The sequence below is a fragment of the Nonomuraea glycinis genome (genome assembly GCF_014646515.1).
GTDB lineage: Bacteria > Actinomycetota > Actinomycetes > Streptosporangiales > Streptosporangiaceae > Nonomuraea > Nonomuraea glycinis.
The window spans coordinates 169,145-185,277 of the sequence record NZ_BMNK01000004.1 but is presented as its reverse complement, the minus strand read 5'-3'; the positions used below and the strand labels follow the sequence as shown (position 1 = coordinate 185,277).

Here is a 16,133-nt window from a genome sequence, read left to right as displayed (position 1 = left end):
TCAGCGGCCGGTGAAGAAGGCGCGGACGTCGGTGACGAAGGCCTCCGGCTCCTCCAGGGCGGCGAACGTGCCGCCGCGGTCGTGCTCCACCCAGCCGACGATGGTGTTGTCGCGCTCGGCGAAGCGGCGGATGGGCCGCAGGATGTCCTTGGGGAAGACGGAGATCGAGGTCGGCACGGTGGCCGCGGTGAGCTCCCAGGCGACGCTGGTGTCCTGTTCGGTGTCGGGCGTCTCGACGAAGGAGCGGGCGGCCGAGCCGGCGGTGCCGGTCAGCCAGTAGAGCATGGTGGTGGTGAGCAGGCGGTCGGGGTCGATGTCCCGGTCACTCCATTCGTGGTAGACGCTCGCGAACCAGGACAGCAGGGCCACGGGGGAGTCGGTCATGCCGTAGGCGAAGGTCTGCGGCCTGGTCGACTGGATGAGCTTGTAGCCGTACTGCTGGGTCAGGTAGGTCTCGCGGAAGGCCATGCGCTCCCGCTCGACCTCGGTCAGGCCGTCGAGCTCGCCGGGGGCGCCGATGGGGAAGCAGATGATGCCGTTGCCGTGCATCCCGGCGACCCGCTCGGGGGCGAGCACGCCGACCTCGCGGGAGATCCAGGTGCCCCAGTCGCCGCCCTGCACGCCGAAGCGGTCGTAGCCGAGCCTGGTCATGAGCTCCAGCCACGCCTTGGCGATGCGGGTGGAGCCCCAGCCGGTCTCCGTGGTGGGGCCGGACAGGCCGTAGCCGGGCAGGGAGGGGATGACGAGGTGGAAGTCGCGGCTGAGCGGCTCGATGACGTCGAGATACTCCACCGGACTGCTCGGCCAGCCGTGCGTGATGAGCAGCGGCAGCGCGTCCGGGGCGGCCGAGCGCACGTGCAGGAAGTGCACCCGCTGACCGTCGATCTCGGTGACGAACTGGTCGTGCTGGTTGAGCTCGGCCTCGGCGCGCCGCCAATCGTAGCCGTCGCGCCAGTGGCCGACGAGCTCCTTCATGTACGGCAGCGGGACTCCGTGCTGCCAGCCGAGGCCGGGGATCTCGTCGGGCCAGCGTACCCGGTCGAGCCGCGCGTGCAGGTCGTCCAGGTCGGCCTGGGCGATGTCGAGGCGGAAGGGCCGGATGTCGGTCAAGTCAGTCCTCCAAGTTGTTCCGTAGGCTGTACCGTACGCCCTACGGTTGGCGAGTGCAACCGGGAAATTATTAATCTACAAAGTAAAGGCGCTAGCCTGAGGCGGTGTCAGCGCCGTACCTCACCCTGAAGACCCCCGTCGAGCACGAGACCGAGGCCCGCCGCTCGCGCTTCGTCTGCGCCATGGCACCCGTGCGGAGCGCGGAGGAGGCCGCCGCGTTCATCGCCGAGCGCCGCCGCCTGCACGCCTCGGCCACCCACAACTGCACCGCCTACGTCGTCGCCGGGCTGCAGAAGGGCGACGACGACGGCGAGCCGGGCGGCACGGCGGGCACCCCCATGGTGCAGGCGCTGGTCGGCCGGGGGTTCGACCACGTGGTCGCGGTGGTGACCCGCTATTTCGGCGGCATCCTGCTGGGCGCGGGCGGCCTGGTGCGCGCCTACGGCTCAGCGGTGACCGAGACACTGGACCGGGTGGAGCCGGTGCGGATGGTGCCGGCCAGGCTCGTGCACGTCTCGGTGGCCCACGACCAGGCCGGCCGGGTGGAGAACGACCTCAGAGCCTCCCGCTACGCGGTGCGCGAGGTCGGCTACGGCTCGGCCGTGGACTTCGTGGTGGCGGTGGGCGCGGACGAGGTGGACGCCTTCCGGGACTGGGCGGCCGCCTTGACGGCGGGACGGGCCCGGGTCGAGCTGGGCCGCGACGTACACGTACCGGAATAAGGGCGGCTCAGCCGCCCGCGAGCAGACGGGCAGGTCGCGCCGAGCCGCCGTTCGGGGTTGAGCGGTCGGCCGGTCATCGTGCGATCGGCCGATCACGGAGGAGCGGTCATCAGCCCTCGAGGGCGTACTGCATGACGCGGAACTTCGCCTGGGCCTCCGCGAGCTCGGAGGCCGGGTCGGAGTCGCCCATGATGCCGCCGCCGGCGAACAGGCGGGCCCGGCGGCCCTCCACGATGCCGGACCTGAGCGCGATGCCCCATTCGCCGTCGCCGTGGGCGTCGATCCAGCCGACCGGGCCCGCGTAGCCCGCGCGGTCCATGCCCTCGAGCTCGCGGATGACGTCGATGGCCTTGTGGGTCGGGGTGCCGCCGACCGCCGCGGTGGGATGCATGGCGGCCACGACATCGAGGACGGAGGCGCCGTCGGCGAGCCGGCCGCTGACGTGGCTGGCGAGGTGCTGCACGTTGGGCAGGACGAGCAGCTCCGGCTCGTCGGGGGTGTGCAACTGGGCGCAGAGGGGGGCGAGGGTCTGCCGGACGGAGGCGATGGCGCACTCGTGCTCGTGCCGGTCCTTGGCGGAGGCGAGCAGGGCGGCGCCGCGTCTGAGGTCGTCGGCGGGGCCGGTGCCCCGGGGGGTGGTGCCCGCCAGGACGAGGGACTGGATCTCCTGGCCGGTGCGGCGGATGAGGAGCTCGGGGGTGGCTCCGACGAGGCCGGCGACGGAGAAGGTGTAGCACTCGGGATAGCGGCGGGCCAGGCGCAGGAGCAGCAGGCGGATGTCGATGGGGTGCTCGGCGGTGGCGAGGAGGTCGCGGGCGAGCACCACCTTCTCGAGCTCGCCGTCGCGGATGCGGCGGGCGGCGCGGGCCACGACGTGCTCCCAGGCGGGGGCGGTCAGGCTGCCGTCGCCGTAGCTGATGCGGCCGGGGTCGAGCAGGGGGGTGAAGGTCTGGTGCGGGGCGTCGCCGATGGTGGTCAGCCAGGCGCGGCCGTTCCTGCGGGCGAGGATGGTCTGTGGGACGACGAGGGTGGAGCCGGCGGAGTTCTCGTCGAAGGTGAAGGTGCCGAAGGCGACCGGCCCGCTCCCGGGGGGCAGCGCGTCGTCGTCGTCGCTGTGGGCGTCGTCGAAGACCGCGGCGAGCCACTGGCGGGCCCAGGCGAAGCGGTCCGGACCTGGGGGGATGTCGGCGCGGGCGGCCTGGCCCCAGCCGACGAGGCCTTCGCCGTGCCTGATCCAGGCGTACGGCGCGGTCCGGGGGAGGGACGCCAGCAGATTACCGGGGTCGCGAATGGGGGTGGTGCGAACCGGTAGCGGGCGGGTTGTTCCGAGCGCGACACTCACCCGAGACACTCTATGCGGGAACTGAACACGTTCGACTGGGACCCCCGTGTCTGACCGGTTGCGGTTCATGTTTCCGGATAAAGGCGGCTATTGCCCTGCTTTTACGGCAACCTGATCGGCTGAAGGTCGTCAAGTGGTGATATGAAGTCGGTCCTGAGATGGCAGACGTTGCCCCGAGCGCGGGGTGGGCCGGCGGCGGGCTCCCTACCTTGGGGCCATGATCGCTCGCAGCCTGGGGCCCGTCCTGGCCGGCCTCGTCCTCCTCGCCGGCTCCGGCACCGCTCAGGCCGCTCCCACGGAGCCGGTGCCCGAGGTGATGGCGGCGCTGGGGGACTCGATCTCGTCGGGATTCAACAGCTGCGGCTGGTACGTGTCCTGCCCGTCCCGGTCGTGGTCCGCCGGCGAGCACGCGGGCGTGAACAGCCACTACCAGCGGCTGCTGCGGCTGGGGTCGTCGATCGAGGGGCACAACCGCACCTTCGCGGCACCGGGCGCGACGAGCGCGGATCTGCTGGGGCAGGTGCGGCGGGCGGTCGACGCGAAGGCGGACTACGTGACGATTCTCATAGGGGCGCAGGACGCCTGCAAGCTGGAGGAGAGGCAGATGACGCCGGTGGCGCTCTACCGGCGGCGGCTGGACCAGGCCCTGTCGGAGCTGCGGGCCGGGCTGCCCCAGGTCCGGGTGTTCGTGTCGAGCATCCCCGACCTGCACCGGCTGTGGCAGGTGGGCAAGAGCAACGCGCTGGCGCGCACGTTCTGGACGGTGGGACGGATCTGCCAGACGATGCTCGCCCAGCCGTCGTCGGTGAAACGGGCCGACCGGCAGCGGCGGGACCGGGTGCGGGCGCGGGTGATGGCCTACAACCAGGAGGCGGCGCGGGCGTGCGCGTCGCTGGGGCCGTCATGCCGCACCGACGCGGGCGCCGTCTTCGCCTACCCGTTCACGCTGGACCAGGTGAGCCGGTGGGACTACTTCCACCCGAACGAGGCCGGGCAGCGGGTGCTGGCGGAGCGGACGTTCCGCAACGGCTTCGAGTGGGCCGATCCGCGCTGAGCGCTCATCGGCACTGGGCGAGCATGGCCTTGCGGTCGGCGCGGGTGACCGGCAGGGCGTACTTCTTGGCGACCTGGGCGAAGCGGGTGACGTAGGCGCAGCGGATGCGGCGTTGCGGGGGCAGCCAGTCGGACGGCCCGGCGGCGTCCTTCTGCTCGTTGGCGCGGCCGAGCACGGGCAGCAGGTTGAGCGGGTCGTTGGCGAAGTCGAGCCGTTTCGTCATGCGCCACCGCCTGGCTCCCATCCGCCAGCCGTAGGCGAGCGGGACGACGTGGTCGACCTGGATCTCGTCGGCGTCGCTCTTGCGCCAGTCGATCATCCGGCCGGTGTACGGGTCGGGCAGGTCCATGGCGATGACCTCGCAGGTGGAGCCCTTGCGGTAGCGGACGTTGCGGCCGTCGCGGGCGAGGAGGTCGTCGCGGGTACGGCAGCCGTTGCGTGCGTACGGGACGCCGAGGGCGCTGTCGGCCCAGTTGCCGCCGTAGCGGGTGCGCCGGTAGCCGGCGCTGGAGCCCCGGGCGGCGACGCGTAAGTCCTTGATGAGGGCCCGGGCGGCCTTCTTGTCGGGTCCGGTGGTGACGGGCGCCAGGCCGGGCAGGGTGCCGCTGGCGTTGCCGAGCGGGCTGGCGGTCTCGGCGGACGTGGTGTTCTCGGTGCCGCTGACCAGGGCGGCCAGGACCGCGGCTGCGGCGAGGATGGCGACGGCGTCCTTCGCGCTCAAGCACGCCTCCCGGGTGCCGTTCGGAGGTTCTCTAGAGAGATTCCCGCAGTGGGCGATGTTGACACGGTAAGGGATGTGAACCGGTTCCGTGAGAAGTTCATGACCGGCTGTCCTCTTGATCCGGGTGGCCGGTCATGGCGTTCAGCCCGCGCCGAGGCAGGTGAACGACCAGCCGGTGGCGGTGGCGACGGGGTCCCCGGCCGTGTCCAGGCGGGCGTCACGCAGCGCGGTGGCCAGGCCGGCGCCGGTACGCAGCCGCCGGTGCAGCGCGACCATGAGCGGGACGGCGGCGAGGTCGTTGACGAGCACGACGCCGGCGACGAGGGCGGTGGTGCCGAGCTGGATGAGTGAGCTGGCCAGGCCGAGGAGTTCGTCCGCGCCGGCGGCGGCGGTCAGGCCGGAGTCGCAGCTCGACAGGATGACCTGGTGGGGTGCCCGGTTGAGCCGTTCGAGGTCGTAGACCGTGAGCGGGCCGTCGTCGACGCGCAGCGCGGAGAACAGCGGGCTGTCGGCGCGGAAGGTCCCGTGCGCGGCGACGTGGGTGAGGCGGGCGCCGTCCATGGCCCGCAGGACGCGGCCGACGGTCGCGGTGCCCTCGCCGAGGACGACGGGGGCGACGTACTCCGGCGTGACCTCCCGCACCTCCGCGCCCTGCGAGGCCAGCCCGGGGCCGCGGACGAGGACGACGCGGCCGTGGGCGGGGGCGCCGGTACGGCGGGCCCGCAACCAGGAGGCGGCCGACGGCGCGACGCTGACGGGGCGGTGGCGGAGCGCGGGGAGCAGTGCCCAGGGGACGGCGTGCAGGCGGCCCGGCGGCACGATGGCGACGTGCCGGTCGCCGAGGTGCTGGGCGGCGTCGCCGAGCAGGACGCGCTGCAGGGTGTGGCCGATGGTCTCCACCTGGGCGAGGAGCTCGGCGGGTGACAGCGCGGAGCGGCCGTGCGCGAGCCGGGACAGGCTGAAGCGGGCCAGGTCGACCTGGCGGGCGGCCTCCTCGGTGCGCCCAGCGGGATGGCGGCGGACGGTGCCGGAGCCGCAGACGAGGACGTGCAGGTGGCCGTCGACGTCCACGAGTTCGAGCAGCCGGTCGTCCGCGAGCTCGTCGAGGAGGGCATCGACGTCGACGCCCGGGGTGGCGGCGGGGTCGTGGCCATGGGCGTGCAGGGCTCGGGCGCGCGCGGCCCGCTCCAGGCGGAGCTGTTCGGCGGACAGGTGCGCGGTGGGCAGACCCTTGGCGCGGGCTTGGGCCAGGCGGCTGGTGAGGGCCCGGATGGCGGCGAGCTCCGCCTGGAGGTGCTCGTCGTCGGGCGGGCGGACGGCGGGGACCGCCAGTGCGGTGGCCCGCCAGCGTTCGCTCCACGCCAGCAGCAGCCGGGGCCGGTCGAGGCGCAGGGCGTGCCGCTGGCCGAGCGCGGCGAGCTCGGCGCCGTGCGCGCTGGCCTGGGCGCGCAGCTCGCTGGAGCCGAGGGTGGCGCGGTGCTGGTCGAGGACGCGCAGGCCCCGGTGGCAGGCGCGCATCAGCCGGGCCGCGTCGTGGCCGGCCTCGGCGCGCAGTGCTTCGGCGAGCCAGGCGGCGGCCCGGGAGAGCGCGGGGCCGTGGCGGCGACCGCGTGCGGCGGTGGCGAGGTGGCCGGTGGCGCGGGCGGTGTCGCCCAGGGCGAGGGCGAGGCGGCCGGCGATGAGGTGGCCGAGCGGCAGGTCGGGCGAGGAGAGGCCGGCCAGTTCGCGGGCGCACTCCTCGGCCTCCCGCAGCAGGGCGGCGTCGGTGGTGCCGGTGGCGAGCTGGGCTCGTACTTTGACCAGGCGGGCGTGCGCCCGCCACCAGTGGCGGTGCTGGTGGCCGAAGAGATCGGCGGCGTCGGCGGCGTGGCCGAGCGCGTCGGCGGGCCGGCGGGCGGCCAGGGCGCAGTTGGCGGCGGTGAGCAGCAGCTCGGCCTTCTTGACGGGCAGGCCGCGGATGCGTTCGAGCCGGGCGAGGGCGGTGTGGGCCTCGGCGAGCGCGTCCTGGGGCAGGCCGGCGGCCAGGAGCGCGGCGCAGCGCTCGATGCTGAGGCTGGGGTCGGGGGTGCCGAGCCGGTCGAAGCGCTCGGCGGCCTGGTCGAAGCAGAGCAGCGCGGCGGGCAGGTCGCCGATGCGCAGGGCGAGGACGCCGCGGTGCACGATGGCGTCGGCCGATTCGAGCTCCTGGCCGGTGGCGTTGAAGAGCTCCTCGGCGCGGGCCAGGTCGGCGGCGGCCTTGGCGATGGCGCCGAGCGCCAGATTGCAGGTGGCGCGCTCGCTGCGGGCGCGGGCCTCCCAGATGGCGTCACCGGCGGCGCCCAGGGCGGTGACGGCGTTGTTGAGGTCGGCCAGGGCGTCGCGATGGTGGCCGAGGACGATCAGGACGCCACCTCTGCGCAGCAGGATGCGCCCGTGCAGCAGGCCGGTGGACCGCTGGACGGCGGCGTCGAGCGCGGTGCGGCCCGCCGTGGTACGACCGGCGAAGGCGAGGGCCACGCCGAGGGTCGCCTGGACGTCGGCCTCGCGCTCGGCGCAGCCGGCCTGGCGGGCGAGGCGGCCGGCGGTTTCGAGCTCCGCCACGGCGGCGTCGATGTCGCCGAACTCGCGCAGCACGATGCCGATCGCCTGCCTGGCCATGGACGCGGCCAGTGGCGGCGGGTCGCCGGCGAGCAGGTCACGCGCCCTGTCGAGGGCTTCGTGGGGGCGCGACAGGGCCAGGGGGAGCAGCTCCGCCGTGGCGGTCGAGGAGGGTACGGGGTCCGCCGGCATGTTCCGAGCGTTGACGATCGGCTGTAGCGCCCGCAACCCCATGTCGATATAGGAGTGAAAAGTGTGATCGTTGACTACGGCCGGGAGGGGAATCCATGGACGCGGTGTTCGACGCTCAGTTCCGGATCGTCAAGGACGCGTTCCTGACGCGGGGGATCCAGGTGGAGGTGGCCTATACCCCCGCGGGTGAGGTCGACTACCTGTACGAGGCGGGCCGCCTGCTGACGCTGGACCGGGGGGACAACATCCAGCGGATCGAAGCCGTACTGCCGGCCGTTCGCCGGCTGGAGACGCGGGGGCGGGGCGATCTGGTGGTGCTGTCGCTGGAGGACGGGCTGACGGTGCCGGAGGCGCTGGAGGTCATCGAGCGGCGGGCGCCCCGCCGGCGGGAGGACGACGCCCGGCTGCCGCCGGCCTCGCCGGTGCACGTCCTGCACGTGAGCAGGCTGTGCCCCGGTACGGAGCCGGAGGTGCCTTCCGGGGCGCCGGATCGGCCGTGGCCGCCGCCGTGCCCGGGAGGCGACGTGGTGCGCAAGGCGCGGATCGGCGTCAGCGACACCGGCTGGCTCGGGCTGGACCCGGCGGCCTACCCGTGGCTGGGCGGCGTGGGCGGCGATCTGGAGACGCTGGATCCGCCGTCGCCGGTGAGCGGGCTGCCGCGGATCCCGCCGTTCGCCGGGCATGGCACGTTCGTGGCCGGGGTCGCCAAGTGCATGGCGCCGTCGGCCGCGGTGGACATCGTCGACCACTTCTCGGCTTCCGGCGCGGAGTTGGAGGACGTGATGATCGCCAAGCTGGAGGAGCTGGTCGGCCGGACGCCCGCGCCGGACGTGATCAACCTGTCGGCGGGCACCTACACCCGCGGCAACTGGTCCTCGCTCGGCTTCGAGGCGTTCCAGCAGGCGCACCCGGACGTGGTGCTGGTGGCGGCGGCCGGCAACGACGCGACGGACCGGCCGTTCTACCCGGCCGCCTACGACTGGGTGGTGTCGGTCGGGGCGCTCGGCCCCGACGGGGCGCACCGGGCGTGGTTCAGCAACTACGGCGACTGGGTGAAGGTGTACGCGCTGGGCGAGGGGCACGTCAACGCCTACGCCACCGGCGAGTACACCTACCGGGAGCCGCCGAAGATGCCCGCCGTGCAGAACTTCTCCGGGATGGCCAGGTGGGACGGCACGTCGTTCGCGGCGCCGCTGGTGGCGGGGTTGATCGCGGCCCGGATGGCGCGCACGGGGGAGTCGGCCCAGGACGCGAAGGCGGCCGTGCTGGCCTCGGCGCGGGAGGTGGACGGGGTGGGCATGGTGCTGTCCCCGTGCGGCGAGAGCTGACCTCGCGCGGATGCGGCCGAGGAGGTATCAGGGCGAGGTCCGGCCGCTCCGTCCTGGTGACCGCCGTCACCGAGCAGTGAAGAGACGACATGGCCCCGGTACCGCCTGTTCGTTCGCCGAAGCGTCCTGCCTGGACGCACCGCGCATCCGCGTTCACTCTTGCTGGGTGGGCCGTGCCGGGAAGGGAGCACACGGACATGCGAGACGATCCATCGGTCGTCGCCTTGGTGGTGCGGGCGAGGGGCGGTGACAGGGACGCGTGGGACGAGATCGTCGAGCGTTACTCGTCGCTGGTCTGGTCGATCTGCAAGGCTTTCAGGCTGAGCCGGGCCGACGCCGACGACGTGGGGCAGACGGTGTGGCTGTCGCTGGTGGAGCAGTTACCCAGGCTGCGCGAGCCGGCGGCGCTGCCGGGCTGGCTGGCGACGGCGACCAGGCGTGAGTGTCTCCGGTGCGCCCAGGCGGCGGAGCGGCAGCACCGCCTCCGGCAGCAGGTGGACACCGACGTGCTGGTGGACGTCAGGGTGCCCGCGCCGGATCAGGAGCTGATCGACGCGGAGCGGAACGCGGCGCTGATCGCGGGGTTCCGGCAGCTGGAGGGGCGCTGCCAGGAACTGCTGTCGATGCTGATGAGCCAGCCCCCCGTGCCGTACACCGACATCAGCGCGAAGCTGGCCATGCCGGTGGGCGCGATCGGGCCGACGCGGGCGCGGTGCCTGGACAAGCTGCGCCGCACACCGACCGTGGCCGCGCTGATCAGGTCCGAACGGGACACCCAGGGGAGAAGGTGACAGGGCATGGACACACCGTGGTGGAGTGACGACGATCGGTTCCTGGCCGCTGTACGGCAGGCGCACGCGGCGGAGCGGGAAGTCCCGGAGAGCTTCGTGGCGGCCGGCAAGGAGATCTTCGTCTGGCATGACGTCGACGCCGAGCTGGCGGCGCTCACCTATGACTCGGCGGTGGACGAGGCGGGGGCGGCGACGCGGGGCGCCGAGCACGCGACGTTACGGGCGCTGATCTTCGCGACGCCGGAGCTGACGATCGAGCTGGAGGTGGGCCACGAGGCGCTGCTGGGCCAGGTGGTGCCGGCCCGGCCGGGGACGGCGTACACGCACCTGGTGACGGGTGACGTGGTCACGTCGGTGATCGACGAGTCGGGGTGCTTCGTGTTCAGGCCGGCGCCGGCCCAGGCGTTCAGGCTGCAGTGCCGTCCGAGTACGGGCAGCAACGTGGTCACGGACTGGATCGCTCTGTAACGTTGTAAGCACTCGCCTTCGGGAGGTTCTGACATGGACCCCTACTCGCAGATCGTCTCCTCCGTCGCGGCCGTGCTGCAGCCCAAGGTCGCCGGCGTGCGGGCCGGGCGAGGCAGCGGTTCGGCGGTGGTGTTCACCGCCGACGGGTTTCTGCTGACGAACGCGCACGTGGTCGGCTCCGCCAGGTCGGGCACACTGGCGTTCGCCGACGGCTCCTCCGGCGCCTTCACCGTCGTCGGCCGGGACCCGCTGTCGGACCTGGCGGTGATCAGGTCACAGGTGCCCACCCCCGAGCCGGCCGTGCTCGGCGACAGCGCCGACCTCGTGGTGGGCCAGCTCGTGGTGGCCGTCGGCAACCCGCTGGGGCTGGCCGGGTCGGTGACGGCCGGGGTGGTGTCGGGACTGGGCCGGTCACTGCCCGCGCGCAGCGGCTCCGCCGTACGGCTGATCGAGGACGTGATCCAGACCGACGCGGCGCTGAACCCCGGCAACTCCGGCGGGGCGTTGGCGGACTCGCGGGCGCGGGTGGTCGGGGTCAACACGGCGGTGGCCGGGGTGGGGGTGGGCCTGGCCGTGCCGGTGAACGCCACGACCAGGGGCATCATCGCGGCGTTGATCAGGTACGGGCGGGTGCGGCGGGCGTTCCTGGGGCTGGTCACCTCGCCCGCGCCGCTGGCCGAGCCGCTGCGGCGGCGCACCGGGCAGCCCGGCGCGCTGCGGGTGGTGGAGGTGATCCCCGGCTCGCCCGCGGGCCGGGCCGGGCTGCGGGCCGGCGATCTGGTGCTGAGCGCCGGGCGCGCCCCGGTGGACGACGCGCAGAGCCTGCAGCGGCTGATGTTCGCCGACGCGATCGGGCGGCCGCTGCCGATCACCGTCTACCGCAACGGCGCGCTCGTCGACGTCATCGCGGAGCCGGTGGAGCTGACGGAGTCCGAGGTCTGAGCGGGTTGGGCGCCGCCGCAGGGGTGCGGCGGGCGAGCAGTGCCTCCAGCAGGCTGTCCCAGCGGGCGCCGATGGTGGCGATGTCGTAGCCGCGGACGGTCTCCAGCCCTCCGGCGGCCAGCTGCCGGCGCAGCGGTTCGTCCTCGATCACCCGCAGGATGGCCGCGGCCAGGTTGGCGTTGGTGCGCGGTTTGACGAGCAGGCCGTCGACCTCGTTGGTGAGCATCTCCTTGGGCCCGTGCGGGCTGTTGAAGCTGACGATGGCCAGCCCCTTGGCCATCGCCTCCAGGATGGTCATGGGGAAGCCCTCGTGCCGGGAGCTGAGCACGAACATGGAGGCCCTCTCCAGCTCCGCGCCCACGTCGGAGGTGGGGCCCGGCAGCTCGACCTTGCCGTCGAGACCCGCCTCGGTGATCTGGGCGGCCAGCGCCTCCTGCTGCGGGCCGGCGCCGATGATGCGCAGCGTCCAGTCGGGGTGCGCCTCGGCCACCTGCTGCCAGGCGGTGATGAGCCGGTGGAAGCCCTTGATGCGGGTCAGCCTGCCGACGGCGACGGCGACCTTCGCGTCCAGCTTGGCCACCTCGCCGCTCATGGCCGGCACCGCGTTGGGGATCCGCAGCAGCTTCTTGGGCTTCTTGGGCAGGGCGTCACGGTAGTCCTGCAGGTCGGCCTTGGTGAGCGCGACCAGGGCGTCCAGCCGGCGGTAACGCCACTTGATCAGCTTCTGGACCGGCTCCGGCTGGGTGGCCAGGGCGACGTGCTCCTGCCCGATGGTGATGACGCTGGGCAGCGCCAGCTGGGCCACGGCGAGGACCAGGCCGGGGCGGGTGCCGATGAGCACGCCGGTGTCCATCGAGCGGATGAACCGGGCCAATTTCAGGTCGGTCCACAGGTTGAAGCGGTGGTAGGCCGACTCCTCCTTGGGCACGAGCCTGCTGGGGAGCTTGGACAGCAGCGCCCGCATCGGGTCGGCGCTGGGGGCGAGCCGGTCGTCCAGATAGCGGAAGCGCACGCGCGGGTCGATCGGGAAGAACGGCTCCTCGGCCTCCCTCAGGACGCTGACGATCTCCACGTCATGCCGGTCGGCCAGGTGGCCGGCGAGATTGAACACGGTTCTGATCGTGCCGCCCATGCCGTTGGCGTGCAGCAGCAGGAACTTCACCTGCTGGATGGAGGCCGGTGGCGCCTTCCTGGCCCTGCGCCGGTTGTACCCCCGGTACAACCGAACCGCCGCTGACTTGCCCCTACGCGTCAGTGCCCGCACCTGGAAGTTCCCCTTGCCGTCTGGATGACCATGACAAGCAGCCGGCGGTGAGAGACATCCTCACCACCGGCGTGCCGTGGAGCGTGGAGTGGTGTGCGCCGTCCATCCCCGTGGCGCTTTCCACTTCTATGATCTTTAGACGCCTTAGAGGTGACTAAGGTTGCATGCGCGGCCTATGCGAGAGATCAGGAGTGTGTACGGGTTTGCTCGCGAGCAGGTCGAGAGCCACCTCGATGGCCTTCTCCAACTGGGCGTCCACGCCGGAGGCGTAGTCCTGCGGGGTGATGTCGACCTCGATGTCGGGGTCGGTGCCGTAGTTCTCCACCTGCCAGCCGACATCGTCGAAGGCGAAGGAGAACTCCGGCTGCGTGGTCACCGTGCCGTCGGCCAGCCGGTGACGCGGCCAGATGCCGATCACGCCGCCCCAGGTGCGCTTGCCGACCAGCGGGCCCAGCTTCAGCACCTTGAAGGTGTGGCTGAAGATGTCGCCGTCGGAGCCCGCGTACTCGTTGGTGATCGCCACCAGCGGCCCGCGTGGCGACTCGGGCGGGTAGGGCTCCGGCGCGCCCCAGCGCGGGTAGTCGTAGCCCAGGCGGCGGCGGGCCAGCTTCTCCAGCAGCAGCGCCGAGACGTTGCCGCCGCCGTTGAAGCGCACGTCCACGATCAGCGCGTGCCGGTCGTACTCGGCCAGGAAACCCCGATGGAACTCGGCGAACCCGTCCGTCCCCATGTCCGGCACGTGCAGATAGCCGATCCGGCCCGCCGAACGCTGGTGGCACAGGGCCCGGTTGAGGTTCACCCAGTCGCGGTAGCGGCCCGGCGCCTCGTCCGCGATGGTCCGCACCGTGACGGCGAAGACCCGCCCCTCGCGGCGCAGCGTCAGCTCCACCTCCTCGTCCGCCTGGTTCACCAGCCGCTCGTTCGGGGTGGCCGAGGCCCCGATCGGCGCGCCGTTGATCGCCAGCACCGCGTCGCCCGGCCGCACGTCCAGGCCCAGCCGGTTGAGCGGTGAGGTGGCGGACGGATCCCACGGGTCGCCGTGCACGATCGCGGCGATGTGGTAGACGCCGTCGCGGTAGTCCCAGTCGACGCCCAGCTTGCCCTGGCTGTAGTCGGGGCCCGGCCGGTATTCGCCGCCGCTCTCGTACGCGTGGCTCGTGGCGAGCTCGCCGTGCAGCTCCCACAGCAGGTCGGAGAACTCGCCGCGGGTGGTGACCCGCTCCACCAGCGGCACGTAGCGGTCGTAGACGGCGGGCCAGTCGACACCCGCCATGTCCTCGGTCCAGAAGTGCTCGCGCTGCAGCCGCCACGCCTCGCGGAACATCTGCCGCCATTCCGTCTCCGGGCACACCGACACCTTGATCCGCGACAGGTCGATCCAGCCGCTGTCCCGCCCCGGCGGATCGTCGTCCCCGCCCGGCACCTCGCCGGCCTTCACCACCCGCAGCCGGTGGCGGGCGCGGTAGAGGAGCGTCTTGCCGTCACGGCCGAGCTCGAAGTCGGTGACCCCCTCGGCGAAGGTGTCGTCGTCGCCCTTGGCGAAGTCGAACAGGCGCAGAGTGCTCGCGCCCTGCAGCGGGCTGGCCAGGATGAGCGCCTTGCCCTTCAGCCCGGCGACGCGCTCGTAGCGGCCCTCCGGCACGGGGAAGGCGGTGATGCGGCGGGTCAGGCCCTCAGCGTCGACCCGCACCGCCTCCGGCTCCTCGTCCTCCTCGTCCTCGTCCTTGTCGTGCACGGGACGCGGGCGGGGGACGAACGGGTCCGGGACGTCGGCGCGCAGCGCGACGGCGTATGGGCGGGTGCCGAGCGGGAAGCACAGGTCGAACTGGAGCTGGTCGTAGGCGGGGGAGAAGACGCGCTGGCCGATGAAGTACAGGTAGCGGCCCTGCGGGTCGAAGGCCGGGCGGGCATCCTGCAGGAGCGGTTCGGTGGCGGCCACGGTCCGGCCCGTCTCGGGGTGGTGGAGTTTGATGGCGGTGGTCCGGGAGTTGAGCGGGCCGGCGTAGGCGAGCCACTGCCCGTCGTGCGACCAGGCGGGATCCTCCGGTGAGCCGTACGGGTTCGCCTCGACGAGCACGGCCTGGCCGGTGGACAGGTCGACGAGGTGCAGCTCGTGGCGGTGGTTGGTGACGGCCACCCGGTCATGGGCCGGGTCGGGCACCAACGCCGTGATCCGCCCCAGCCGCGCCACCAGCTGCACCCTCCCCACCCCCTCCACTGCGGAACCGTCATGCCCTGGGCCGTCGTCCCCGGAGTCGTCATGCTCTGCGGTGGATCTCTGACAGCCGTGCAGGATGACCAGGGACTCCTCGTCATCGTCGTCCGCGGCTGCGGCGATCAGCCGGCGGCCGTCGTTCAGCCAGGTCAGCAAGCGGTAGCGGACACCGTCGGGCGCGCCGTACTGGCGGACCGGCCCCTCCCACCCCGCCATGCCGTACGCCTTGCCCCGGGCGGTGACGGCCAGCGCGCTGCCGTCCGGGCTGAGCGTGGCACCGTCGAGATAGTCGTCGGCGTCCACGAACCTGCGGTTGCGCTGCGTACGCGAGCTGGCCAGCCGCACCTCCAGCTGGCGCGGCCGCTCGTCGGGATCATCCAGCAGGTAGAGATCGGCGCCGGCGTGGTAGACCAGCCGGTGGCCGTCACTGGACAGGTTGCGCGCGTAGTAGTCGTCATGATGGGTGTGCCGGCGCAGGTCGTCGCCGTCGGGCGTGCACGAGTAGACGTTGCCGACGCCCTCATGGTCGGACAGGAAACACACCCGCCCGCCGCTCCAGCAGGGCGAGGCCAGATTGCCGGGCAGCCGCAGCAACCGCCGGAACTCGCCATCGCCCTCGCGATCGATCCACAGGTCGCCGACGGTGCCGCCCCGGTACCGCTTCCACCGCGCCGGGTCGGCGGTGTTGCGCCCCAGCACGATCATGCCCTCGGGCCCGTAGGCGATCGAGTTCGCGGGCCCGTACGGCAGCCGTTCCGGCACCTTCCCCGGCTCCACCCGATGCAGCCACTTGCGCCCTTCGAACGGCTGCGACTCGTCGCTCGCGTACAGAATGCGCCCGGCGGGATCCCACCCGGTGACGGTGCACCGGGCGCCGTGGAAGGTGACGCGCCGGGCGGCGCCCCCGTCCGCCGGCATCACGTACACCTCTTCCGGCCCCTCGTCGCGCCCGACGAACGCGAGCTGGTCACCGCGCGGCGAGATACGTGGATAGCCGGCCTCCGCGACCCCCGCCGTCAGCCGGAACGCGCGCCCACCCTGCGCGGACACCATCCACAGGTCGTCCTCGGCGGCGAACACCACGACATCCCGGAACACGGCGGGAAAGCGCAGGTAGCCCGACATGGGTGTCCTCCACGGTCGATCAGACAGCCGGGGACCCTGCCCTCGGCTGTCTGATCATGTCACCCCCGCTACGCCTCTTCAGGCTTCGTGGGCTCCTTCTTGCTCTCCTTGGCCTGCCTGCTGGACTTGATGGCCTGCTTCTTCGCCTTGCCGGACTTGGCGCCGGGTTTCTTCTTCGTGTCAGCCATTGGTCTCTTCCCCCTGTACGGACAGATGCGTCAGATTGGCGCACCAACGCCGTTAATACCCATCTGTCACCAAAACCCGACATAGCGCCATCTG

Annotated in this window: 12 protein-coding genes; 6 read left to right on the top strand and 6 right to left on the bottom strand. The window is 72.5% G+C overall.

The annotated features are described in order from the left end of the window. Positions 1–1,110, bottom strand: coding sequence for an epoxide hydrolase family protein (locus tag IEY87_RS14305; RefSeq protein ID WP_189139111.1), 1,110 nt, complete (start codon positions 1,108–1,110; stop codon positions 1–3). Positions 1,111–1,214: 104 nt separating this feature from the next. On the opposite strand from IEY87_RS14305, the gene IEY87_RS14300 reads away from it, so the two are divergent. After that, complete coding sequence (locus IEY87_RS14300) at positions 1,215–1,832, top strand: IMPACT family protein (RefSeq protein WP_189139110.1); 618 nt, start codon at positions 1,215–1,217, stop codon at positions 1,830–1,832. A 109-nt stretch (positions 1,833–1,941) separates the two neighbouring features. Here IEY87_RS14300 and IEY87_RS14295 read toward each other — a convergent pair whose 3' ends face one another. Further along, the gene (locus IEY87_RS14295; protein ID WP_225277339.1) at positions 1,942–3,174 is read right to left on the bottom strand and encodes an isochorismate synthase; all 1,233 of its coding nucleotides are present in this window, start codon (positions 3,172–3,174) and stop codon (positions 1,942–1,944) included. A gap of 217 nt (positions 3,175–3,391) precedes the next feature. Here IEY87_RS14295 and IEY87_RS14290 point away from each other — a divergent pair, with 217 nt between their 5' ends. Next, positions 3,392–4,228, top strand: a complete 837-nt coding sequence (locus IEY87_RS14290) for an SGNH/GDSL hydrolase family protein (protein WP_189139108.1) — start codon at positions 3,392–3,394, stop codon at positions 4,226–4,228. A gap of 4 nt (positions 4,229–4,232) precedes the next feature. Here the strand turns inward: IEY87_RS14290 and IEY87_RS14285 are convergent, their stop codons facing one another. Both IEY87_RS14285 and IEY87_RS14280 read right to left on the bottom strand, forming a co-directional pair. Further along, positions 4,233–4,949 (bottom strand): HNH endonuclease family protein, encoded by a 717-nt coding sequence (locus IEY87_RS14285; protein ID WP_189139107.1) that lies wholly within the window; start codon positions 4,947–4,949, stop codon positions 4,233–4,235. 141 nt (positions 4,950–5,090) lie between these two features. Further along, positions 5,091–7,718 carry a CHAT domain-containing protein gene (locus tag IEY87_RS14280; RefSeq protein ID WP_189139106.1) on the bottom strand — a complete coding sequence of 876 codons (2,628 nt, stop codon included), beginning with the start codon at positions 7,716–7,718 and terminating at the stop codon, positions 5,091–5,093. A 95-nt stretch (positions 7,719–7,813) separates the two neighbouring features. Between IEY87_RS14280 and IEY87_RS14275 the strand changes: the two genes are divergently transcribed. The 4 genes from IEY87_RS14275 (at position 7,814) to IEY87_RS14260 (ending at position 11,247) form a co-directional block, all read left to right on the top strand. Further along, positions 7,814–9,046: a S8 family peptidase gene (locus IEY87_RS14275; RefSeq protein ID WP_189139105.1), complete on the top strand. Its 1,233-nt coding sequence runs from the start codon at positions 7,814–7,816 to the stop codon at positions 9,044–9,046. Positions 9,047–9,243: 197 nt separating this feature from the next. Further along, positions 9,244–9,837, top strand: coding sequence for an RNA polymerase sigma factor (locus IEY87_RS14270; RefSeq protein WP_189139104.1), 594 nt, complete (start codon positions 9,244–9,246; stop codon positions 9,835–9,837). Positions 9,838–9,843: 6 nt separating this feature from the next. After that, positions 9,844–10,305: a hypothetical protein gene (locus IEY87_RS14265; RefSeq protein WP_189139103.1), complete on the top strand. Its 462-nt coding sequence runs from the start codon at positions 9,844–9,846 to the stop codon at positions 10,303–10,305. 33 nt (positions 10,306–10,338) lie between these two features. Then, entirely contained in the window at positions 10,339–11,247 is a 909-nt protein-coding gene (locus IEY87_RS14260) for a S1C family serine protease (RefSeq protein ID WP_189139102.1), read from the top strand. On the opposite strand, the gene IEY87_RS14255 is transcribed toward IEY87_RS14260, so the two are convergent. Both IEY87_RS14255 and IEY87_RS14250 read right to left on the bottom strand, forming a co-directional pair. Further along, the gene (locus IEY87_RS14255; protein ID WP_189139101.1) at positions 11,207–12,511 is read right to left on the bottom strand and encodes a glycosyltransferase family 4 protein; all 1,305 of its coding nucleotides are present in this window, start codon (positions 12,509–12,511) and stop codon (positions 11,207–11,209) included. The two genes, IEY87_RS14260 and IEY87_RS14255, sit on opposite strands and share 41 nt — an antisense overlap. 154 nt (positions 12,512–12,665) lie before the next feature. Beyond that, entirely contained in the window at positions 12,666–15,851 is a 3,186-nt protein-coding gene (locus IEY87_RS14250) for a S41 family peptidase (protein ID WP_189139100.1), read from the bottom strand. Between the last annotated feature and the right edge of the window lie 282 nt (positions 15,852–16,133).